The organism is Streptomyces alkaliterrae (genome assembly GCF_007097205.2).
Taxonomy (GTDB): domain Bacteria; phylum Actinomycetota; class Actinomycetes; order Streptomycetales; family Streptomycetaceae; genus Streptomyces; species Streptomyces alkaliterrae.
In genome coordinates this window covers 1-21,338 of sequence record NZ_VJYK02000064.1, presented here as the reverse complement: position 1 = coordinate 21,338, position 21,338 = coordinate 1, and the positions used below count along the sequence as shown (strand labels likewise).

The following is a 21,338-nucleotide window of genomic DNA, read 5'->3' as shown; positions in this document are numbered from 1 at the left end:
CGCGCCACCCGCAGACGCCGAGCGGCTGGCGCGGGCCGCGCTCGGTACGGCGGTGGAACCGGGGGACGAGCTGGTCGGGGCGCTGATCGACACCCACGGCCTGCTCGGCCTGTGGGACGCACTCCGCGGCGGCACCCCTCCCGACCGGGTGCCCGTCGAGCGCTGGGAGCGGTTACGTACCCGGCTGGCGTCGGCCGAGCCCGAGCGGGACCTGGCCGCGTCGGCCGCGCTCGGCGGACGCTTTCTGTGCCCAGGGGACCGGGAGTGGCCGGGGCAGCTCGACGATCTGGGCCCGGCCCGTCCGCTGGGCCTGTGGGTCAGGGGGCGGTGCTCGCTGCGGCTGGCGGCGTTGCGCTCGGTCGCGGTGGTGGGGGCCAGAGCATGCACGGAGTACGGCGCCTGGGCGGCGGCCCGGCTGGCGGGCGGCCTCGCCGAGCGGGGCTGGAGTGTGGTGTCCGGTGCCGCGTACGGGGTGGACGGCGCCGCCCACAGGGGCGCGCTCGCCGCCGGCGGGCTGACCATCGGGGTGCTGGCCTGCGGCGTCGACCGGCCCTATCCCCGGGCGCACCGGGCGCTGATCGAGCGGGTCGCCGAGGAGGGGCTGCTGCTGGCCGAGCTGCCCCCCGGCGCCCACCCCACCCGGAGCCGCTTCCTCCAGCGCAACCGGCTGATCGCCGCGCTGGCCAGGGGAACGGTCGTCGTGGAGGCCCGGTTGCGCAGCGGCGCGCTGGTCACCGCCCGCCGCGCGACGGCTCTCGGCCGCCATGTGATGGGTGTGCCAGGCCCGGTCTCCTCGCCGCTGTCCGGCGGTGTGCACCGACTGCTCAGAGAGGAGGGCGTGCTGGTCACCGATGCGGACGAGGTGATCGAACTCGTCGGGGAGATGGGCGACCTCGCTCCCAGGGAGGAGGGCCCGGTGCTGCCGAGGGACCTGCTGCATCCTCGTACCCGGGAGGTGCTGGAGCTGCTGCCGGCCCACGCCGCGGTCACTTCCGGCCAGGTGTCGGATCGGGCCGGGGCGCCGGAGCCGGAGGTCAGGGCCCGGCTGCTGGAGCTGTCCTCGCTCGGCTTCGTCCTGCGCCGCGGCGGGTACTGGCAGCTGGGACACCCGTCCGGCTGACACCCCAACAGGTGACGGAGCGGTCCTTGAACTGCCGCGGGTGAGTGAAAGGGTGAGGCCATGCACCCCGATCGGAGGGCCGCGCCGCGCCGCCAGCCCGCGTCCCTGACCGGCTCCTCCCTCCGGGGTGCGGCGCGAGGAACGTATCTGCGGATGTCAGATCGAACGCTATTGGCCAGTTGTGAGCTTCTCGTCACGCTACGCTCGCGAGGTTCCCCTCCGACCGGTCCACGCGGTCCCAAGGTCCCACTGCCCGAAGCGTCGGCCCCGCCCCGAAGCCGACGTGCCCGCTCCCCCTCGACAACGGCAGAACTGTTCCAGGTGACGAATGCCCCACCACACCACCGCGTCTCCGTGCCCTGCTCCGGCAACCGTCGACGCGCGCCCGGCTCCCAGCTCCGTGGAGGAGTTGTGGCGGCTGTACAAGGACACGGCAGACGAGCGGCTGCGCGAACAGCTGATCCTGCACTATTCACCGCTGGTGAAGTACGTGGCCGGCCGGGTCGGCGTCGGCCTGCCGCCCACGGTGGAGCAGGCCGACTTCGTCTCCTCGGGCGTGCTCGGGCTGATCGACGCGATCGAGAAGTTCGACCTGACGCGCTCGATCAAGTTCGAGACCTACGCGATCTCCCGCATCCGGGGCGCGATGATCGACGAACTCCGCGCACTCGACTGGATCCCGCGCTCGGTGCGCCAGAAGGCGCGCGAGGTGGAGCGCGCGTACGCCAAGCTCGGGGCCGAGCTGTGCCGCACACCGAGCGAGACGGAGGTCGCCGCCGAGCTGGGCATCGCCGTGGAGGAGCTGCACGGCGTCTTCAGCCAGCTCTCGCTTGCCAACGTCGTCGCCCTGGAGGAGCCGCTGCAACTGGGCGGTGAGGGCGGCGACCAGCTGAGCCTGATGGACACGCTGGAGGACACCGCCGCCGACAACCCGGTGGAGATCGCCGAGGACCGCGAACTCAAGCGGCTGCTCGCGCGGGCGGTGAACACCCTGCCGGACCGGGAGAAGACCGTGGTCACCCTCTACTACTACGAGGGCTTGACGCTCGCGGAGATCGGAGCGGTACTGGGTGTGACCGAGAGCCGGGTCAGCCAGATCCACACCAAGTCGGTGCTCCAGCTGCGCGCCAAGCTCGCCCACGTGGGCAGTTGACCGCGCGGGGCGCGCGCCGGCGCCACCGGCGGGCGCACCGGTCCGGCGCTGCGCCCGGCTTCCGTCACACGCCTCCGTTTCTCTATGGTGGACGGGTGCCCAGGATTCGAGCGGCCTCCGTGGCCGAGCACCGGACCATGCAGCGCCGCGCCCTCCTCGACGCGGCCCGGACCCTGCTGTCCGAGGGAGGCACCGACGCGTTGACCTTCCCCGCCCTGGCCGAGCGCACCGGCTTGGCCCGCTCCTCGGTGTACGAGTACTTCCGTTCCCGGGCCGCCGTGGTGGAGGAGCTGTGCGCGGTGGACTTCCCGGTCTGGGCGGCCGAGGTGGAGGCCGCCATGGCCGAGGCCGCCACGCCGGAGGGCCGGATCGAGGCGTACGTGCGCCGCCAGCTCGCGCTGGTCGGGGACCGGCGGCACCGCGCGGTGGTGGCGATCTCGGCCGGCGAGCTGGACCAGGGCGCCAGGGAGAAGATCCGCGCCGCGCACGGCGGGCTGATCGCCATGACCGTGGAGGCGCTGGAGGAACTCGGCCAGGAGCAGCCGCGCCTGGCGGCCATGCTGCTCCAGGGCGTCGTCGACGCGGCCGTCCGCCGTATCGAACTCGGTGCGGCGGAGGATCCCGAGGAGATCACCGAGGCGGCGGTCGCCATGGCACTGAACGGAGTGCGCGGGCGGTCGGACTGACCTCACCGCGCGGCGGCGCGCCGGCTGCCGGAAGCCGAAGTCAGTCGCTCAGCGGCAGCAACACCGGGTGGTGCGGCCGGACGAGCCAGAGCGGGTCCAGATAGCGCTCACCGCGCCGGAGGCCCCAGTGGAGGCACGGGCGTTCCCCGGCGCCCGCCTCGCCGCAGTGCGACGGCCCCGACCGCAGCGTCCCGAGTATCTGCCCGGCGGCCACCTCCTGCCCGGTCGTGACCACCGCGTCGACCGGCTCGTACGTCACGCGCAGTGGCGGACGCCCCGTACCGGCGAGCGCCACGGAGACCACAGGGCGGCCGGCGACCGGGCCCGCGAAGTGGACACGGCCTGCCGCCACGGCGCGTACCGGTTGACCGACGGCGCCGGCGAGATCCACCCCCCGGTGCCCCGCCGACCACGGCTGCGCCGGCGGATCGAAGCCCCGTATAACCAGCGGCTCCGCCAGCGGCCACATCGCAGGCGAGGGCCGGACCCGCGCGGAAGTCTCCGACGGCCCCGCCGCCAACCCGGCGAGCGACGGCACCACGGGCCTCGGCACCACGGGCGACGGCACCCCGTCGGACGGTCCGCGGTCCGTCGCAGCGGCGAGCCCCGACACCACCAGCGCGACCAGCGCGACGGGACCCGAGACGAACAGCGCGAACGGGCGAGAAGGAGAACGCATGCACACAGAGTGACGCCCCACCCGCCCTCGCGGTAGTGCCGAGCCGAACCTGTGGACAACTCGCTTCCCCGCCCGCGTGGAGCAGTCCGGGACTGGTGGCGTCCGGCGCCCCGCGGTTCCCGTACACTTCTGGTGGCGACCCGGGTCACCGGGTCGACTTCGCGCGCCCCGCCACCCTTCGAGGTGGCCGCCGACTCGGTCCCGACGAACCGCCCCTCCTCAGGTGCGACGGTCGCGGGTGCCACGCGTCAGGGGCGCCAGGGGCGCCGCCGACCCGGTGGCGCCGACAACCGAGTATGCACACAAGGAGTACGGCCATGGCCGTCGTCACGATGCGGGAGCTGCTGGAGAGCGGCGTCCACTTCGGTCACCAGACCCGTCGTTGGAACCCGAAGATGAAGCGTTTCATCTTCACCGAGCGCAACGGCATCTACATCATCGACCTGCTCCAGTCGCTGTCGTACATCGACCGCGCCTACGAGTTCGTCAAGGAGACCGTCGCTCACGGCGGCTCCGTCATGTTCGTCGGTACGAAGAAGCAGGCCCAGGAGGCCATCGCGGAGCAGGCCACCCGGGTGGGCATGCCCTTCGTGAACCAGCGCTGGCTCGGCGGCATGCTGACCAACTTCTCCACCGTCCACAAGCGGCTCCAGCGCCTCAAGGAGCTCGAGCAGATCGACTTCGAGGACGTGGCCGCCTCCGGTCTCACCAAGAAGGAGCTGCTGGTCCTCTCCCGCGAGAAGGCCAAGCTGGAGAAGACCCTCGGCGGTATCCGCGACATGCAGAAGGTGCCCAGCGCCGTCTGGATCGTGGACACCAAGAAGGAGCACATCGCCGTCGGCGAGGCCCGCAAGCTCAACATCCCGGTCGTCGCGATCCTCGACACCAACTGCGACCCAGACGAGGTCGACTACAAGATCCCGGGCAACGACGACGCGATCCGCTCGGTCACCCTGCTGACCCGCGTGATCGCCGACGCCGTCGCCGAGGGTCTGATCGCCCGTTCCGGTGCCGCCGAGGCCAAGGGCGGCGAGAAGTCCGCCGCCGCCGAGCCGCTGCCGGAGTGGGAGCGCGACCTCCTCGAGGGCGAGGCCGCCAAGGCCAAGGACGCCGAGCAGGCCGAGGCTCCGGCCGCTGACGCCCCGGCCGCCGAGGCCGCTGACGCCCCGGCCGCCGAGGCTCCGGCCGCCGAGGCCGCGGACGAGAAGCCCGCGGAGCAGGCCTGACATCCGGGCGGCGGGAGCAGGCGAGTCGGGTCCCGGTGACCCGAGGCCGCTCCCGCCGCCCGCGGCCTGCCCTTCCACCCCTCCGCCACAGCGGAATCCGGACAAGCTCACTGACGTGACCACCCTCGTCCCACCGGGCGGGGCTGCTCATCCGGCCGCCATGGCGACCTCATGACGGATCAGTCCTGCCGAGCGCCGAGCGAGCGCCGCACGGGCTGGTGGACACAAAGGAACTCAAGGATGGCGAACTACACCGCCGCCGACGTCAAGAAGCTCCGCGAGCTGACCGGCGCCGGCATGATGGACTGCAAGAAGGCGCTCGACGAGGCCGAGGGCAACGTCGAGAAGGCTGTCGAGATCCTCCGGGTCAAGGGCCAGAAGGGCGTCGCCAAGCGCGAGTCCCGCACCGCCTCCAACGGCGCGGTCGCCGCCCAGATCTCCGACGACGCCACCTCCGGCGTACTGGTCGAGCTGAAGTGCGAGACGGACTTCGTCGCCAAGGGTGAGAAGTTCCAGGGCGCCGTCGCCACGATCGCCGCCCACGTCGCCGCGACCTCGCCGGCCGACATCGAGGCCCTGCTGGCCTCCGAGATCGCGGGCCAGACCGTCCAGGCCTTCATCGACGAGAAGAACGCCGAGCTCGGCGAGAAGATCGTCCTCGACCGGTTCGCCCAGTTCTCCGGCGGCTTTGTCGCCACCTACCTCCACCGCACCAACCCCGACCTGCCGCCGCAGGTCGGTGTCCTGGTCGAGCTGGACAAGGAGAACGCGGAGATCGCCAAGGACGTCGCTCAGCACATCGCCGCGTTCGCGCCGAAGTTCCTCTCCGCTGAGGACGTCCCGGCCGAGACGCTGGAGAACGAGCGCCGCGTCGCCGAGGCCACCGCGAAGGAGGAGGGCAAGCCGGAGGCCGCCCTGCCGAAGATCGTCGAGGGCCGGGTCAAGGGTTTCCTGAAGGAGAACTGCCTTCTGGACCAGCCCTTCGCGAAGGACAACAAGAAGTCCGTCCAGAAGATCCTGGACGAGGCCGGTGTCACGCTGAAGCGCTTCGCCCGCTTCCGCGTCGGCGCCTGACCTGAGCCGGGTCGCGCCGTCGTGACCGGCGGCGCGCTCCGGCCCCGGACGTCAGGCGTACCGGAGTCCGGTGGTGCCGGACCGGTTCGCCGGGCGGGGCCCGGGGACGTCGGGGGACACCGCAGCGAATGACGAGGAGGCCGTTGCCGCAGGGAGCCGCGAGGACCCACGGGCAGGGGCCTCCTCGTGTGTGCACGAGGAGAACTTCATGAGCAGCAAAGAGACCGACAACGACAGCTCCCGCCGTTTCCTGCTGAAGCTCTCGGGTGAGGCGTTCGCCGGCGGCGGAGGCCTCGGCGTCGACCCGGACGTCGTGCACAAGATCGCCCGCGAGATCGCCGCCGTGGTGCGGGACGGCGCGCAGATCGCCGTGGTCATCGGCGGCGGCAACTTCTTCCGCGGCGCCGAACTCCAGCAGCGCGGCATGGACCGCGCGCGCTCGGACTACATGGGCATGCTGGGCACGGTGATGAACTGCCTGGCGCTCCAGGACTTCCTGGAGAAGGAGGGCATCGACTCCCGGGTGCAGACCGCGATCACCATGGGTCAGGTCGCCGAGCCGTACATTCCGCTGCGGGCGATCCGGCACCTGGAGAAGGGCCGTGTGGTCATCTTCGGCGCCGGTATGGGTATGCCGTACTTCTCGACCGACACCACCGCCGCCCAGCGCGCGCTGGAGATCCACGCCGAGGCCATGCTGATGGGCAAGAACGGCGTGGACGGCGTCTACGACTCCGACCCGGCGAAGAACCCGGACGCGGTGAAGTTCGACTCGCTCAGCTACGACGAGGTCATCGCGCGCGATCTGAAGGTCGCCGACCTGACCGCGATCACCCTGTGCCGGGACAACGGCCTGCCCATCGTCGTCTTCGAGTTGCTGGCCGAGGGCAATATCGCGCGGGCCGTCAAGAGTGAGAAGATCGGCACGCTTGTTGGTGTTCAGGCGCCCCGCGGCTGAACACCCGGGCAAAACCCCTACCCGCTTTCATCGAACCAGGAGCACGTGGTGATCGAAGAGACCCTCCTCGAGGCCGAGGAGAAGATGGAGAAGGCGGTTGTCGTCGCGAAGGAGGACTTCGCCGCGATCCGCACCGGACGTGCGCACCCGGCGATGTTCAACAAGATCGTGGCGGACTACTACGGCGCCCCGACGCCCATCAACCAGCTGGCGTCGTTCTCCGTGCCCGAGCCCCGGATGGCCGTGGTGACCCCGTTCGACAAGAGCGCGCTGCGCAACATCGAGCAGGCCATCCGCGACTCCGACCTGGGCGTCAACCCGTCGAACGACGGCAACATCATCCGGGTGACGTTCCCCGAGCTGACCGAGGACCGCCGCAAGGAGTACATCAAGGTCGCCAAGGGCAAGGGCGAGGACGCGAAGATCTCCATCCGCAGCATCCGCCGCAAGGCCAAGGAGGCCATCGACAAGGCCGTCAAGGACGGCGACATCGGCGAGGACGAGGGCCGGCGCGCGGAGAAGGAGCTGGACGACACGACCGCCAAGTACGTGGCCCAGGTCGACGAGCTGCTCAAGCACAAGGAAGCCGAGCTGCTGGAGGTCTGAGAGGACCTTCGGCGCACGTGCCGCGGAACGAGGTTTAGGGCTTCATCAGTGAACGACTCATCCTGGGGTGCGTCCCCGAGCGCCGGATACCGCGATCCCGGCGATCCGGGGCGGTCGCCGTCGGCGGGTCCCGTGTACGAGGCCGCCGACGCGGCGCAGACTCGGCCCATGCCCCTGCCCTCCGAAGGCGTTCCCTCCGAAGGCGCCGGCCGGGACGACGACCACACCCGTCGACCGGCTCCGGCCGACCCGCCCCGGGATGACCGGTCCCGTCAGTCGGACTCCCGGCAGCCCGAGACCCCGTCGCCGGGACGCAAGCGCGCCGGCCGCGACCTGCCGGCCGCGATAGGCGTCGGGCTCGGGCTCGGCGCCGTCATCGTGGCCTCGCTCTTCCTGGTGAAGGAGGCCTTCGTCGCGGTCGTCGCCGCCGCCGTCGTGGTGGGTCTGTGGGAGCTGACGAGCCGGCTGTCCGAACGCAAGGGCGTCAACGTTCCGCTGGTGCCGCTGGCGGTGGGCGGCGCGGCGATGGTCGTCGCCGGCTACGTCAGGGGGGCGGAGGGCGCCTGGGTGCTGCTGGCGCTCACCGCGCTGGCGATGCTGCTGTGGCGGATGGCCGAACCCCCGGAGAACTACCTGCGGGACGTCACCGCGGGGCTGTTCACGCTGTTCTACGTGCCGTTCCTGGCGACGTTCGTGGCGCTGCTGCTCGCCGCCGACGACGGCCCTTGGCGAGTGCTGACGTTCCTGGTGCTGACGATCGTCAGCGACACCGGGGCGTACGCGGTGGGCTGGCGGTTCGGGCGTCGCAAGCTGGCGCCGCGCATCAGTCCCGGCAAGACCCGCGAGGGTCTGCTGGGTGCCGTGGCCTCCACCATGATCGCCGGGGCCCTGTGCATGCAGTTCCTCATCGACGGCGGGCAGTGGTGGCAGGGCCTGCTGCTGGGCCTGGCCGTGGCGGCCAGCGCCACGCTGGGCGACCTCGGCGAGTCCATGATCAAGCGCGATCTCGACATCAAGGACATGGGCACGCTGCTGCCGGGCCACGGCGGCATCATGGACCGGCTGGACTCGCTGCTCCCCACGGCCCCGGTCGTCTGGCTGCTGCTGGTGGTGTTCGTCGGCGCCGGCTGACCCGGCGAATCCCCCGCGGAACCCGTTACCCTGGTAGGGCCTGTCGTCTCACGTCGGCGGGCCCTATCGCCCCGGGAGTGCCGGGGCCGCTTCGTGAGGTCTCCCGGCGCTGACTGCGCGCCCTCCGCCCTGCCAGGCCACCGGCCGGGGGCGTCGCCGGCCTCGCCCCCGACGCTTTAGGAGACCCGCATGACGCCGCCCAAGCCCGGAGAGCTGACCTTCGTCGCTCCGCGAGGTGCCAAGAAGCCGCCCCGGCACCTGGCGGACCTGAGCCCGGCCGAGCGTCGTGAGGCACTGACCGCGATCGGCGAGAAGCCGTTCCGCGCCAAGCAGCTCTCCCAGCACTACTTCGCGCGCTTCACCCAGGACCCGGCCGACTGGACTGACATCCCGGCCGCCGCCCGCGAACGGCTGGCTGCCGAACTGCTGCCCGAGCTGATGACCGTCGTCCGGAACATCTCCTGCGACGACGACACCACCCGCAAGACCCTGTGGCGGCTGCACGACGGCACACTGGTCGAGTCCGTGCTGATGCGCTACCCGGACCGGGTCACCATGTGCATCTCCTCACAGGCCGGCTGCGGCATGAACTGCCCGTTCTGCGCCACCGGACAGGCCGGACTCGACCGCAACCTGTCGACCGCCGAGATCGTCCACCAGATCGTGGACGGCATGCGGGCGCTGCGGGACGGCGAGGTACCCGGCGGCCCGGCGCGGCTGTCCAACATCGTCTTCATGGGCATGGGCGAGCCGCTGGCGAACTACAACCGGGTGGTCGGCGCCATCCGCCGGCTCACCGACCCGGCGCCGGACGGCCTCGGGCTCTCCCAGCGCGGCATCACGGTCTCCACGGTCGGCCTGGTGCCGGCGATGCTGCGGTTCGCCGACGAGGGCTTCAAGTGCCGGCTGGCCGTCTCGCTGCACGCGCCGGACGACGAGCTGCGGGACACTCTCGTCCCGGTCAACACCCGCTGGAAGGTGCGCGAGGTGCTGGACGCCGCCTGGGAGTACGCGGCGCGGTCCGGCCGTCGGGTGTCCATCGAGTACGCGCTGATCCGGGACATCAACGACCAGGCCTGGCGGGCCGACCTGCTCGGCCGGCTGCTGAAGGGCCGCCGGGCGCACGTGAACCTCATCCCGCTCAACCCCACGCCCGGCTCCAAGTGGACGGCCTCCCGGCCGGAGGACGAGCGGGCGTTCGTCGAGGCGCTCGCCGCGCACGGCGTACCGGTGACCGTCCGGGACACCCGGGGCCAGGAGATCGACGGCGCCTGCGGCCAGCTCGCCGCCAGCGAGACCTCCGGCAGCTGACCCTCCCGCGGCGGCCCCGCGCGCCCCGGGCGCTGTCGGGGCCGACTGCTATCGTTCGAACACACCACTCGTTTTTCCGACAGGGGAGCGCTCGCAGCGCTGAGAGTGCGGCACCGTCAGGCCGCAGACCCTCGAACCTCGCCCAGGTCATGCTGGGTAGGAAGTTCGGTACCTCTCCTTGCTGTGCGCTCGCCCGTACCCGAAAGCAGCACGATGAAGCGCACAACAGCGACCGCCGTGTCGGTCGTACTCGGTTCCTGCCTGCTGGCCGCCTGCGGCACCGACGGCGGCGGTGGGAGCGACGGCGGCGGCAGCGTCACCCTGGTGACGCACCAGTCCTTCGAGGTCTCCAAGGACGTGCTCGACGCGTTCACCGAGAAGTCGGGGGTGAAGGTCAGGGTGCTGCGGGCAGACGACGCCGGGGCGGCGGTGAACCAGGCCATCCTCAGCAAGGGCAACCCGCAGGGCGACGTCTTCTTCGGCGTGGACAACGCGCTGCTCTCCAAGGCGCTGGACGCCGGCATCTTCACACCCCACAAGGCCGAGGGCCTGTCGGAGATCCCCCGGCAGCTCCAGCTCGACGCCGAGAAGAACCGGGTCACCCCGATCGACCACGGGGACGTCTGCGTCAACTACGACCGCGCCTACTTCGAGCGGAAGAAGCTCGCCCCGCCGAAGACCCTCGACGACCTGGTCAAGCCCGAGTACAAGGACATGCTGGTCGTGCAGAACGCGGCCACCTCCTCACCCGGTCTCGCCTTCCTGCTCGCCAGCGTCGGCGCCTACGGCGAGGACGGCTGGCAGGACTACTGGAAGAAGCTGAAGGCCAACGGCGTGGCCATGGTGGACGGCTGGGAGCAGGCTTACAACGACCGCTTCACCGGCTCCGCGAGCGGCCGGGCCAAGGGCGACCGCCCGCTGGTGGTCTCCTACGCCAGCAGCCCGCCCGCCGAGGTGCACTACGGCGAGGACAAGAAGCCGGCCAAGGCGCCCACCGGGGTCTCCACCGGTACCTGCTTCCGCCAGATCGAGTTCGCCGGTCTGCTGGAGGGCGCCAAGAACCCCGAGGGCGGCAAGGCCCTGCTCGACTTCCTCGCGGGCGAGGAGTTCCAGAAGGACCTCCCGCTGAACATGTGGGTCCACCCGGCCCGCGCCGACGTCGAGCTTCCCGAGGTCTTCACCCGCTACGGCGCGGAGATCGAGAAGCCGCACGCGGTCGCGCCCGAGGACATCGAGGCGAACCGGGAGCAGTGGGTCAAGCAGTGGGCCAGCCTGATGAGGTAGCGGCGCGGGCGGTCGCCACGGCCGACCTGCCCGTGGCGGCCCCGCCCCCGAGTGAACACCTCCGCGAGGGCCCCGACGGCGCACGGCCGTCGGGGCGGTCCGCCGCGCGCCGCGCGCTGGCGGTGCGGCTCGGCCTGATGGCCGTGCCGGTGACGTTCTTCGCGCTCTTCTTCGGCTACCCGGTCGCCACGATCGTCGGCCGGGGGCTGCGCGAGGACGGCCGCTGGCAGTTCGGCCGGGCGGCCGAGGTGCTGACCTCGCCCGACACGCTCGACGTGCTGTGGTTCACGGTCTGGCAGGCCGCCGCGTCCACCGCGCTGACGCTGCTGGTGGCGCTGCCCGGCGCCTACGCACTCGCCCGCTTCGACTTCCCCGGAAAGCGACTGCTGCGGGCGGTGGTCACCGTGCCGTTCGTGCTGCCGACGGTGGTGGTCGGCTCCGCCTTCCTGGCGCTCGTCGGCCGGGGCGGTGTGCTGGACGAGGCCTGGGGGCTGCGGCTGGACACCAGCGTGTGGGCGATCCTGCTCGCGCACGTCTTCTTCAACTACGCCGTGGTCGTACGGACCGTCGGCGGGCTGTGGAGCCAGCTGGACCCCCGGCAGGAGGAGGCCGCCCGGGTGCTGGGCGCCGGCCGGTTCACCGCCTGGCGGCGGATCACGCTGCCGGCGCTGGTGCCGGCGGTCGCCGCCGCCGCGCTGATGGTGTTCCTGTTCACCTTCACCTCCTTCGGCGTCATCCAGGTGCTCGGCGGCGCCCGGTACGCGACGCTGGAGGTGGAGATCTACCGGCAGACCGCGCAGTTCCTCGACCTGCCGACGGCCGCCGTGCTGAGCCTGCTGCAACTGGCCGCCGTCGCCGCGATGCTCGCCGTGCACGCCTGGACGGTCCGCCGCCGGGAGAGCGCGCTGCGGCTGGTCGCCGCCGAGCACGCCGCGCGGCGGCCGCGCGGCGTCGGACAGTGGGCCTTCCTCTGGTCACAACTGCTGATCGTGGCCGTGCTGTTGGTGCTGCCGCTCGCGGTGCTCGTGGAGCGTTCGCTGTCCGCTCCCGGCGGGTACGGCCTCGCCTTCTACCGGGCGCTGGCCGAACAGGCGGACGCCTCCAGCGCCTTTGTGGTGCCGCCGCTGGAGGCCGTCGGCAACTCGCTCGCCTACGCCGCCGTCGCCACCCTGATCGCGGTCGCCGTCGGCACGCTCGCCGCCGCCGCGCTCACCCGCCGCGCAGGGCCGCTCGTCCGGGGCTTCGACGCGCTGCTGATGCTGCCGTTGGGCGTCTCGGCCGTCACCGTCGGCTTCGGCTTCCTGATCACGCTGGACGAGCCGCCGCTGGACCTGCGCTCCTCGTGGATCCTGGTGCCGCTCGCCCAGGCGCTGGTCGGCGTGCCGTTTGTGGTGCGCACGATGCTGCCCGTGCTGCGCGCGGTCGACGAACGGCTGCGGGAGGCCGCGGCGGTGCTGGGCGCCTCACCGTGGCGGGCCTGGCGGGAGGTCGACCTGCCGCTGGTGAGCCGGGCCGGTCTGATCGCGGCGGGCTTCGCTTTTGCCGTGTCGCTCGGCGAGTTCGGCGCAACGGTGTTCATCGCCCGACCCGACAGCCCCACCCTGCCGGTCGCGGTGGCCCGGCTGCTGGGCCGGGCCGGCGAGTACAACTACGGGATGGCGATGGCGCTGAGCACCATCCTGATGCTGGTGTGCGCGGGCGTGCTACTGCTGCTCGAACGCGTACGGGTCAACCGCTCCGGGGAGTTCTGATGTCGTCGTTGACACTGCGGTCGGTGACCGTGCGCCTGGGCGGGCGGGCCGTCCTGGACTCCGTCGACCTCGACGTCGCCGAGCGCGAGACGGTCTGCGTGCTCGGCCCGAGCGGCAGCGGGAAGTCCACCCTGCTGCGGTCGGTGGCCGGACTCCAGGAGATCAGCACCGGTGAGATCACCCTCGGCGGCCGGGACCTGGCCGGGGTGCCCGTGCACCGCCGGGGCGTCGGGCTGATGTTCCAGGACCACCAGCTCTTCCCCCAGCGGGACGTCGGCCGCAACGTCGCCTTCGGGCTGCGGATGCGCGGCGCCGGACGAGCGGAGGCCGAACGCCGGGTCGCCGAACTGCTGGCCATGGTCGGGCTGCCGGACGCGCAACGACGGGCCGTCGGCTCGCTCTCCGGCGGCGAACAGCAGCGGGTCGCCCTCGCCAGGGCGCTCGCCCCGAGCCCTGCGCTGCTGATGCTCGACGAGCCGCTGGGCCAGCTCGACCGCAGCCTGCGCGAACGGCTCGTCGTCGAACTGCGCCAGCTCTTCCACCAACTCGGCACCACCGTGCTCGCCGTCACCCACGACCAGGGCGAGGCCTTCGCGCTGGCAGACCGGGTGTTGGTGATGCGGGACGGGCGGATCGCGCAGAGCGGCACTCCGCCGGAGGTGTGGCAGCGCCCGGCCTCCGCGTTTGTCGCCCGCTTCCTCGGCTTTGACAACGTGGTGCCGGCGACCGTCACCGGACGGTCCGCGAAGACCCCCTGGGGGACGCTCCCGGTGCCCGACGGCACGCCGCCCGGGCCCGCGACACTGCTGGTGCGGCCGGCCGGGGTCCGGCTGGGCCCGGACGACCACGCGGCCGACGACCACGCGGCCGACGACCACGCGGCGGACGTCGGCGACGTGCTGCGCTGCCGGGTACTCGCCCGCACCTTCCGGGGCGACCACGTCGTGCTGGCCCTGCGGCCGGACCGCGGCCCTGATCTGGAGGCGACGGTCCCGCTGCGCGGCGCACCCTCTCCGGGAGAGAAGGTCACCGTGTCCTTCGACGCCGCCGAGATCGTCCGCCTCCCCCCGGAGGACTGAACCCCGGAGGACTGAACCCCGGAGCACTGAGCCAGGCGGCGCCGGCTCAACCCGTCAGCGGCAGCGTCGCGAGCTGGGCGACGGCCAGCACCACCGGAAGCAGCAGCAGCGCCGGCACGGCCACCCGCAGCGCCGCCGCCCGCCGCAGCAGCCCGACCGACGCGCCCAGGTCCCGGAGTCCGTCGCTGGTCGTGGCCCGTTCCTCCCGGCCCCGGCCGGCGGTCACCCACACCGTGCCGACCGCGCAGCCGACGACCACCGCCGCGCCCAACACGGTGAAGGGGCCCAGCAGTTCGGCGCCGTAAAGCAGGGCCGCCGTCAGGGCGCTCCACGCGACCGCCGTCAGCACACCGACCGGACCGCCGAGCCGTCCGGCGTCCGCGAGCAGCACCCGTCCGGCCAGCAGCCGCACCGCCCCGGGGCGCCAGGCGGTCAGCAGCCGACCGGCCAGCTCGGTCGCGGCGGGCCCGGCCAAAACCAGTCCGGCCGCGATCAGCAGCCAGCCGGCGAGCACTCCGGTCGCCATGCCCTCGGCCGGTCCGGCACCGCCGGGCAGGTCGCGGGCGGCGTACCCCTCGACGGTGAGGCCCGTCGCCACCAGCGCCGCCGCCCACGGCAGTGTGACCGGGATGCCACGTCGTTCGGCCTCCGGTCGGGCGGCCGGCGGCCTGGGGCGCAGCGCGCGTGCGGTCGCGACTACCGCCGCCGTCGGTGGTAGCAACAGCAGCGTCAGGGTCGCCGGGACGGGCAGGCCGCGGCGGGCGGCGAGCCCGTCACCGGCCGAGCCGTCGAAGGGCAGGCCCGCCACGTCGCCGCGCAGATGGAGGAAGACCAGCAGCGCCAGCGCGCTGCCAAGCAGCATGGACACGGCGGTGGAGACGGCGGCCAGCCGGGCCAGTCCGGTGGGGCCCAGTCCCGCCGCGTCCAGCCCGGTCCGCTGTTCGGCCCCGGGGTCGCGGCGCGCCACCGCGACGGCCAGCTGTACCACGGCGGCCAGCGGGATCAGGCACCACAGCAGCCGCACGAGCGCAGGGCCGGGATCGCCGGGGTGGTCGAGGGCATAGCCGAGCGCGCCGAGCAGCAGGAAGCCGACGCCGCCGGCCGCGAGGGCCACCAGCAGCCGGCGGAGCTGTGCCGTCGGCCGGGTGCCGCGGATCAGGCGGAGAGCGAGCACGGTGTGGTGTCCCGGGGGCCGGCCGAAAGGCTGCCGCCGGCGGTGAGCCGGCCGTCGACGAGGGTGAGGACGCGGTCGGCGACCGGGATCTCCGGCGGCCGGCGGTCGGCCGGCGCCGCGGTGCCGGCGGGGCGGGGGAGGCCGAGCGGTTCCTGCGCGGTGAGGATGACGGTGATGCCGTGGGAGCGGGCGGCGGTGGTGAGCGTCCGCAGCACGGCGGTGCGCTCGTGGCGGTGCAGCGGCGCGGTGGGCTCGTCGGCGAACAGCACGGTCGGCCGGTGCACCAGGGAGCGGGCGATGGCGACGCGCTGCCGTTCGGACTGGAGCAGCGCGGCGGGCCGTCGGGAGGCGCAGTCGCCGACGTCCAGCCGTTCCAACCACTCCAGGGCGGTGCGTCTGGCCGTGCGGCCGGAGACGCCGGAGAGCAGCAGCGGCAGCGCGGCGTTCTCCCAGGCGGCCAGCTCGGGCACGAGCTCTGGGGTGCTGCCGACCCAGCCGAAGCGGTCCCGGCGCAGCCGGTCGCGGGCGCGCGGCGCCAGGACGTGCAGCGGCACGCTGTTGAACCACACCTCGCCGGCGTCCGGCCGCAGCCGGCCGGACAGACAGCGCAGCAGCGTCGTCTTCCCGCTGCCGCGCGCCCCGGCGACCACCAGGACCTCGGAGTCGCGGACCGCGATCGAGACCCCGGTCAGCGCGGGGGAGCCCTGGTGCGCGCAGTCCAGCCCGCGCGCCCAGAGCACATCGTTGTCGGGTGGAGCCACCTTGGCGGACACCAGCGCTCACCTCCGGCTCGTGACAACCCCCGGCAGGGTGAACGAGTACCGGGGACATCCGTCACTGAACGGTACGGACCGCAGGGGCGGCGACCGGCGCGGAAGGGGGCGGATCCCCACTGAGTTAGCTCTTGCGGGTGAAAGCTTCGGTGCGGGTGGAGCCGGGCGTCCCCGCTCGGGCGGGCGCCCCTTCCCGGCCGGCTGCCCCCTCCCGGGCGGAGGACGCGGACGGCCCCCGGAACCGTCGGTGTGGTTCCGGGGGCCGGTCGCCCGCGTGCGCCGGGGGAGAGGCGCGGGGCGGGGCAGCGGCGGCGAGGGCACACGCCGCGTGGCTGCCGGTCCGCGGGGGAGCCGCTCAGCGGCGCGCGGGGCTCAGAGCTTCGTCCACGCCTCGGTGAGGACGCCCCGCAGGATCTGCTCGATCTCGTCGAACAGCGCCTGGTCGGCGATCAGCGGCGGCGCGAGCTGGATGACGGGGTCGCCGCGGTCGTCGGCCCGGCAGTACAGACCGTTGTCGAAGAGCGCCTTGGAGAGGTAGCCGTACAGGACGCGCTCGGTCTCCTCCTCGTTGAAGCTCTCCTTGGTGGTCTTGTCCTTCACCAGCTCGATGCCGTAGAAGAAGCCGTTGCCGCGCACGTCGCCGACGATCGGCAGGTCGTGCAGCTTGGAGAGCGTCTGGTGGAAGGCGCTCTCGTTCTCCAGCACGTGCTTGTTCAGCTGCTCGCGCTCGAAGATGTCCAGGTTGGCCAGGGCGACCGCGGAGGACACCGGGTGGCCGCCGAAGGTGTAGCCGTGCAGGAAGACGTTGTCGCCCTTGTAGAACGGCTCGGCGATCCGGTCGGAGACGATCGTGGCGCCGATCGGCGAGTAACCGGAGGTCATGCCCTTGGCACAGGTGATGATGTCCGGCACGTAGTCGAACTTGTCACAGGCGAAGACGGTGCCGAGCCGTCCGAAGGCGCAGATGACCTCGTCGGAGACGAGCAGCACGTCGTACTGGTCGCAGATCTCCCGGACCCGCTGGAAGTAGCCGGGCGGCGGCGGGAAGCAGCCGCCGGCGTTCTGCACCGGCTCCAGGAAGACCGCGGCGACGGTCTCCGGGCCCTCGAACAGGATCTGCTGCTCGATCTGGTCGGCGGCCCAGCGGCCGAACGCCTCCGGGTCGTCGCCGTGCAGCGGGGCCCGGTAGATGTTGGTGTTGGGCACCTTGTGCGCGCCGGGGACCAGCGGCTCGAAGGGGGCCTTGAGCGCCGGCAGACCGGTGATGGAAAGCGCGCCCTGCGGGGTGCCGTGGTAGGCGACCGCCCGTGAGATGACCTTGTACTTCAGGGGGTTGCCGGTCAGCTTGTGGTACTGCTTCGCGAGCTTCCAGGCGGTCTCGACGGCCTCACCGCCACCGGTGGTGAAGAAGACCTTGTTGAGGTCGCCGGGGGCGTGGTGGGCCAGCCGCTCGGCCAGCTCGACGGCCTTGGGGTGGGCGTAGGACCACACGGGGAAGAAGGCCAGCTCGGCGGCCTGCTTGGCGGCGACCTCGGCGAGTTCGGTACGGCCGTGACCAGCCTGCACGACGAACAGCCCGGCCAGCCCGTCGATGTAGCGCTTGCCCTTGTCGTCGAAGACGGAGGTGCCTTCGCCGCGGACGATGGTCGGCACGGGGGCGGCCTGGTACGACGACATCCGGGTGAAGTGCATCCACAGATGGTCGTAGGCGGTTTGGGAGAGATCCTTGCTCACGGTTATCGAGTTCCCCATGTGTAGGTCTGCTTGCGCAGCTTGAGGTAGACGAAGCTCTCTGTGGACCGGACGCCGGGCAGCGTCCTGATCCGCTTGTTGATCATTTCGAGGAGGTGTTCGTCGTCCTCGCAGACGATCTCCACGATCAGGTCGAAGGAGCCCGCTGTGATGACGACGTACTCGACCTCGTTCAGCTCGGCGAGAGCGTCGGCCACCGGCTCGAGATCGCCTTCCACGTTGATCCCGACCATCGCCTGCCTGCGCAGGCCGACGGTGAGCGGGTCGGTGACGGCGACGATCTGCATGGCGCCCTGGTCGAGCAGCTTCTGCACCCGCTGCCGCACCGCCGCCTCGGAGAGACCGACGGCCTTCCCGATGGCGGCGTACGGTCGGCGGCCGTCCTCCTGGAGCTGTTCGATGATCGCCAGGGAGACGGCGTCGATCGACGCCGAGCCGTTCGGTTTCTTCGAGTCACGAGCCACGTTCTTCACTGTGCACGAGGACTCGTCGTTCGCGCAACCCATGAGCGATGTAATTCGTAGCTGATCATGCTCAAAGCGACGGAATCCGCAATCGAGAGCTTGGCGCCCTGTTGAATACGTGGAGATTCCGGTTAGTGTGGGGGTCTCACCCATCGGACAATGGAGCAGGAGGGTGCAACAGTGACCACCGAGCTGCGTCGACTGCGCAACTACATCGACGGCGAGTTCCGGGATGCCGCTGACGGGCGGACCACGGAGGTGGTCGACCCGGCCACGGGCGAGACGTACGCGGAGGCCGCGTTGTCCTCGGCCGCGGACGTCGACGCCGCCATGGCCGCGGCCGAAGCCGCGTTCCCGGCCTGGCGCGACGCCACCCCGGGCACCCGCCAGCTCGCCCTCCTCAAGATCGCCGACGCGCTGGAGGAGCGTGCCGACGAACTGCTGGACGTCGAGTGCCGCGACACCGGCAAGCCGCTCGAGCTGACCCGGCAGGAGGAGCTGCCGATGATGCTCGACCAGATCCGCTTCTTCGCCGGCGCCGCCCGCATGCTCGAGGGCAAGTCCGCCGGCGAGTACATGGAGGGCATGACCTCCTTCGTCCGGCGTGAGCCGGTGGGCGTTTGCGCCCAGGTCGCGCCGTGGAACTACCCGATGATGATGGCGGTGTGGAAGTTCGCCCCGGCCATCGCGGCGGGCAACACCGTGGTGCTCAAGCCCTCCGACACCACCCCCGCCTCCGCGGTCTTCCTCGCCGAGGTGCTCGGCGGCATCCTGCCCAAGGGCGTCTTCAACGTCGTCTGCGGCGACCGCGACACCGGCCGCCTGATGGTCGAGCACGCCACCCCGGCGATGGCCTCCATCACCGGCTCGGTACGCGCCGGCATGGAGGTGGCCGCCAGCGCCGCCAAGGACGTCAAGCGCGTCCACCTCGAACTGGGCGGCAAGGCCCCGGTCGTGGTCTTCGACGACGCCGACCTGTCGTCCGCCGTCGAGGGCATCCGCGACGCCGGCTTCTTCAACGCCGGTCAGGACTGCACGGCCGCCACCCGGGTGCTCGTCCACGAGGACGTGCACGACGAGTTCGTGGCCGCCCTCGCCAAGGCCGCCGGCGAGGTCAAGACAGGCGACATCACCGACGAGGACTGCGCCTACGGACCGCTGAACAACCCGGTCCACCTGGAGAAGGTGCAGGGCTTCATCGACCGCCTCCCGGCGCACGCCAAGGTTGAGACGGGCGGCGAACGGGTCGGCGACAAGGGCTACTTCTTCGCCCCGACCGTCGTCTCCGGGCTGCGCCAGGACGACGAGATCATCCAGAACGAGGTCTTCGGCCCGGTCATCACCGTGCAGAAGTTCTCCGACGAGGGGCAGGCCGTCGAGTGGGCCAACGGCGTCGAGTACGCCCTGGCCTCCTCGGTGTGGACCAAGGACCACGGCCGTGCCATGCGGCTGTCGAAGAACCTCGATTTCGGCTGCGTGTGGATCAACACCCACATCCCGCTGGTCGCCGAGATGCCGCACGGCGGCTTCAAGAAGTCCGGCTACGGCAAGGACCTCTCCGCCTACGGCTTCGACGACTACACCCGCGTCAAGCACGTCATGACCGCCCTGTAAGGCGGCCCGAACCGACGGCGGGGGCCGGGGAGCGCGGTGCTCCCCGGCCCCCGCCGTCTCCGGTGGTGCTCCCGTTCGACGCACCGTCAGTCGGCGAACTCCCGCAGGTAGCCGTCGATCTCCGCGCGCAGCGCCTTCTTGCCGCCCTCGTCCATGAAGGAGGCGTCGACGGCGTTCTTCGCCAGCCCCGCGATCCCCGCCGCGTCCAGCCCCAACAGCCGTGCGGCGATGTGGTACTCGGTGTTGAGGTCGGTGCCGAACATCGGCGGATCGTCACTGTTGATCGTGACCAGCACACCGGCGGCGACCATCTCCCTCAGCGGGTGCTGCTCGAGATCGGTGACCGCCCGGGTGGCGATGTTCGAGGTCGGACACACCTCCAGGGGGATGCGCCGCTCCGCCAGGTGCTCCAGCAGCCTGGGGTCGCGCGTCGAACTGGTGCCGTGCCCGATGCGCTCGGCGCGCAGCGAGGTCAGCGCGTCCCACACGGTCTCCGGCCCGGTGGTCTCGCCCGCGTGCGGCACACTGCGCAGACCGGCCGCGATCGCGCGGTCGAAGTACGGCTTGAACTGCGGCCTGGGCACCCCGATCTCCGGCCCGCCCAGACCGAACGACACCAGCCCCTCCGGTTGGAGTTCGCAGGCGATGCGGGCCGTCTCCTCGGCCGCCGGCAACCCCGCCTCGCCGGGGATGTCGAAGCACCAGCGCAGGACGACACCCAGCTCCTTCTCCGCCGCCACCCGGGCGTCCTCGATCGCCTCCACGAACGCCCCGTCGGGGATGCCCCGGTTGGTCGAGCTGTAGGGCGTGACGGTCAGCTCCGCGTACCGGATGTTCTGCCCTGCCATCTCCCTGGCCACCTCGTAGGTGAGCAGCCGCACGTCCTCGGCGTCCCTGATGAGGTCCACCACCGAGAGGTAGATCTCCACGAAGTGCGCGAAGTCGCGGAAGGTGAAGTACTCCGCGAGCGCGTCCGGGTCGTCGGGGACCTTCGCGCCCGGATGCCGGGCGGCGAGCTCGGCGACGATGCGGGGCGAGGCGGAGCCGACGTGGTGCACGTGCAGCTCGGCCTTGGGCAGCCCGGCGATGAAGGCGGTCAGATCGGTCAAGGAAACCTCCGTTGGCAGCGGCCTGCCCATCGTAGGCCTGCGGGAACGCGCCGAACGCGCGGCGGGGGCCGGCGCCTACGATGGGGGGCAGACCGATCTTGAGAGGACCGCATGGCTGACGAGCAGGACCGGCGGCACGACGCGGACGCGCCCACGCCCGCCGTCCCGCTGGAGAAGCCGAGCGCGCCGCAGGAGGCGCCGGAAGCGCGGCCCGCGCCGCCCGCGCCGCCCGTGACACCGCCCGCGCCGCCCGAGGGAGCGGGCGTGCCGATCGCGCCGCCGCCCGGCCCGGTGGGCGGCGGCCCACACACCCCGCACGCACCTCATGCCGGAGCCGAGCTCCCTCCGGTGCCGCAGGCGCCCTCCCCGCCGCCCGGCGCCGGGCAGCCGTACC

General features: G+C 72.0%; 19 protein-coding genes and 1 pseudogene. 14 read left to right on the top strand and 6 right to left on the bottom strand.

Features of this window, described 5'->3' with window-relative positions; genetic code table 11:
- The 3 genes from dprA to FNX44_RS08720 all read left to right on the top strand — a co-directional run.
- The coding region (dprA, locus tag FNX44_RS08730; RefSeq protein ID WP_438948029.1) for a DNA-processing protein DprA at positions 1-1,120 on the top strand (1,120 nt) is incomplete at its 5' end.
- A gap of 328 nt (positions 1,121-1,448) precedes the next feature.
- Positions 1,449-2,273 carry an RNA polymerase sigma factor WhiG gene (gene whiG, locus FNX44_RS08725; RefSeq protein ID WP_143647421.1) on the top strand — a complete coding sequence of 275 codons (825 nt, stop codon included), beginning with the start codon at positions 1,449-1,451 and terminating at the stop codon, positions 2,271-2,273.
- Positions 2,274-2,410: 137 nt separating this feature from the next.
- A complete protein-coding gene (locus FNX44_RS08720) occupies positions 2,411-2,959 on the top strand; it encodes a TetR/AcrR family transcriptional regulator (RefSeq protein WP_143647423.1) in 549 nt (182 codons plus the stop codon).
- A 40-nt stretch (positions 2,960-2,999) separates the two neighbouring features.
- Here FNX44_RS08720 and FNX44_RS08715 read toward each other — a convergent pair whose 3' ends face one another.
- Positions 3,000-3,638 (bottom strand): M23 family metallopeptidase, encoded by a 639-nt coding sequence (locus FNX44_RS08715; protein WP_143647420.1) that lies wholly within the window; start codon positions 3,636-3,638, stop codon positions 3,000-3,002.
- Between the two features lie 317 nt (positions 3,639-3,955).
- On the opposite strand from FNX44_RS08715, the gene rpsB reads away from it, so the two are divergent.
- The 9 genes from rpsB (at position 3,956) to FNX44_RS08670 (ending at position 14,058) form a co-directional block, all read left to right on the top strand.
- Entirely contained in the window at positions 3,956-4,864 is a 909-nt protein-coding gene (gene rpsB / locus FNX44_RS08710; RefSeq protein WP_143647419.1) for a 30S ribosomal protein S2, read from the top strand.
- A gap of 240 nt (positions 4,865-5,104) precedes the next feature.
- A complete protein-coding gene (gene tsf, locus FNX44_RS08705) occupies positions 5,105-5,938 on the top strand; it encodes a translation elongation factor Ts (RefSeq protein WP_143647418.1) in 834 nt (277 codons plus the stop codon).
- Between the two features lie 208 nt (positions 5,939-6,146).
- Positions 6,147-6,896, top strand: coding sequence for a UMP kinase (pyrH, locus tag FNX44_RS08700; RefSeq protein ID WP_143647417.1), 750 nt, complete (start codon positions 6,147-6,149; stop codon positions 6,894-6,896).
- 48 nt (positions 6,897-6,944) lie between these two features.
- Positions 6,945-7,502, top strand: coding sequence for a ribosome recycling factor (gene frr / locus FNX44_RS08695; protein ID WP_143647416.1), 558 nt, complete (start codon positions 6,945-6,947; stop codon positions 7,500-7,502).
- A 48-nt stretch (positions 7,503-7,550) separates the two neighbouring features.
- Positions 7,551-8,633, top strand: a complete 1,083-nt coding sequence (locus tag FNX44_RS08690) for a phosphatidate cytidylyltransferase (protein WP_143647415.1) — start codon at positions 7,551-7,553, stop codon at positions 8,631-8,633.
- Positions 8,634-8,822: 189 nt separating this feature from the next.
- Positions 8,823-9,944, top strand: a complete 1,122-nt coding sequence (gene rlmN, locus FNX44_RS08685; RefSeq protein ID WP_143647414.1) for a dual-specificity RNA methyltransferase RlmN — start codon at positions 8,823-8,825, stop codon at positions 9,942-9,944.
- A 213-nt stretch (positions 9,945-10,157) separates the two neighbouring features.
- Positions 10,158-11,228: a thiamine ABC transporter substrate-binding protein gene (locus FNX44_RS08680; protein ID WP_143647413.1), complete on the top strand. Its 1,071-nt coding sequence runs from the start codon at positions 10,158-10,160 to the stop codon at positions 11,226-11,228.
- Between the two features lie 122 nt (positions 11,229-11,350).
- On the top strand, positions 11,351-12,979 hold the full coding sequence (locus FNX44_RS08675; protein ID WP_143647422.1) for an ABC transporter permease: 1,629 nt from the start codon (positions 11,351-11,353) through the stop codon (positions 12,977-12,979).
- Entirely contained in the window at positions 12,979-14,058 is a 1,080-nt protein-coding gene (locus FNX44_RS08670; protein ID WP_143647412.1) for an ABC transporter ATP-binding protein, read from the top strand. Before FNX44_RS08675 ends, FNX44_RS08670 begins: the two co-directional genes overlap by 1 nt.
- Before the next feature lie 46 nt (positions 14,059-14,104).
- Here FNX44_RS08670 and FNX44_RS08665 read toward each other — a convergent pair whose 3' ends face one another.
- The 4 genes from FNX44_RS08665 to FNX44_RS08650 all read right to left on the bottom strand — a co-directional run bounded on the left by FNX44_RS08665 (position 14,105) and on the right by FNX44_RS08650 (position 18,221).
- Positions 14,105-15,232: a hypothetical protein gene (locus FNX44_RS08665; protein WP_143647411.1), complete on the bottom strand. Its 1,128-nt coding sequence runs from the start codon at positions 15,230-15,232 to the stop codon at positions 14,105-14,107.
- Complete coding sequence (locus FNX44_RS08660; protein ID WP_143647410.1) at positions 15,214-16,005, bottom strand: ABC transporter ATP-binding protein; 792 nt, start codon at positions 16,003-16,005, stop codon at positions 15,214-15,216. Before FNX44_RS08660 ends, FNX44_RS08665 begins: the two co-directional genes overlap by 19 nt.
- A gap of 372 nt (positions 16,006-16,377) precedes the next feature.
- Positions 16,378-17,757 carry an aspartate aminotransferase family protein gene (locus FNX44_RS08655; RefSeq protein WP_143647409.1) on the bottom strand — a complete coding sequence of 460 codons (1,380 nt, stop codon included), beginning with the start codon at positions 17,755-17,757 and terminating at the stop codon, positions 16,378-16,380.
- Complete coding sequence (locus tag FNX44_RS08650) at positions 17,742-18,221, bottom strand: Lrp/AsnC family transcriptional regulator (RefSeq protein ID WP_407699099.1); 480 nt, start codon at positions 18,219-18,221, stop codon at positions 17,742-17,744. The genes FNX44_RS08655 and FNX44_RS08650 overlap by 16 nt, the downstream gene beginning before the upstream one ends.
- Before the next feature lie 180 nt (positions 18,222-18,401).
- Between FNX44_RS08650 and FNX44_RS08645 the strand changes: the two genes are divergently transcribed.
- Positions 18,402-19,835: a gamma-aminobutyraldehyde dehydrogenase gene (locus FNX44_RS08645; RefSeq protein ID WP_143647407.1), complete on the top strand. Its 1,434-nt coding sequence runs from the start codon at positions 18,402-18,404 to the stop codon at positions 19,833-19,835.
- 86 nt (positions 19,836-19,921) lie between these two features.
- Here the strand turns inward: FNX44_RS08645 and FNX44_RS08640 are convergent, their stop codons facing one another.
- Positions 19,922-20,944 carry an adenosine deaminase gene (locus FNX44_RS08640; RefSeq protein ID WP_143647406.1) on the bottom strand — a complete coding sequence of 341 codons (1,023 nt, stop codon included), beginning with the start codon at positions 20,942-20,944 and terminating at the stop codon, positions 19,922-19,924.
- A gap of 111 nt (positions 20,945-21,055) precedes the next feature.
- Here FNX44_RS08640 and FNX44_RS28545 point away from each other — a divergent pair.
- Positions 21,056-21,338 (top strand): annotated as a pseudogene (locus tag FNX44_RS28545) (hypothetical protein); the annotation flags it as partial.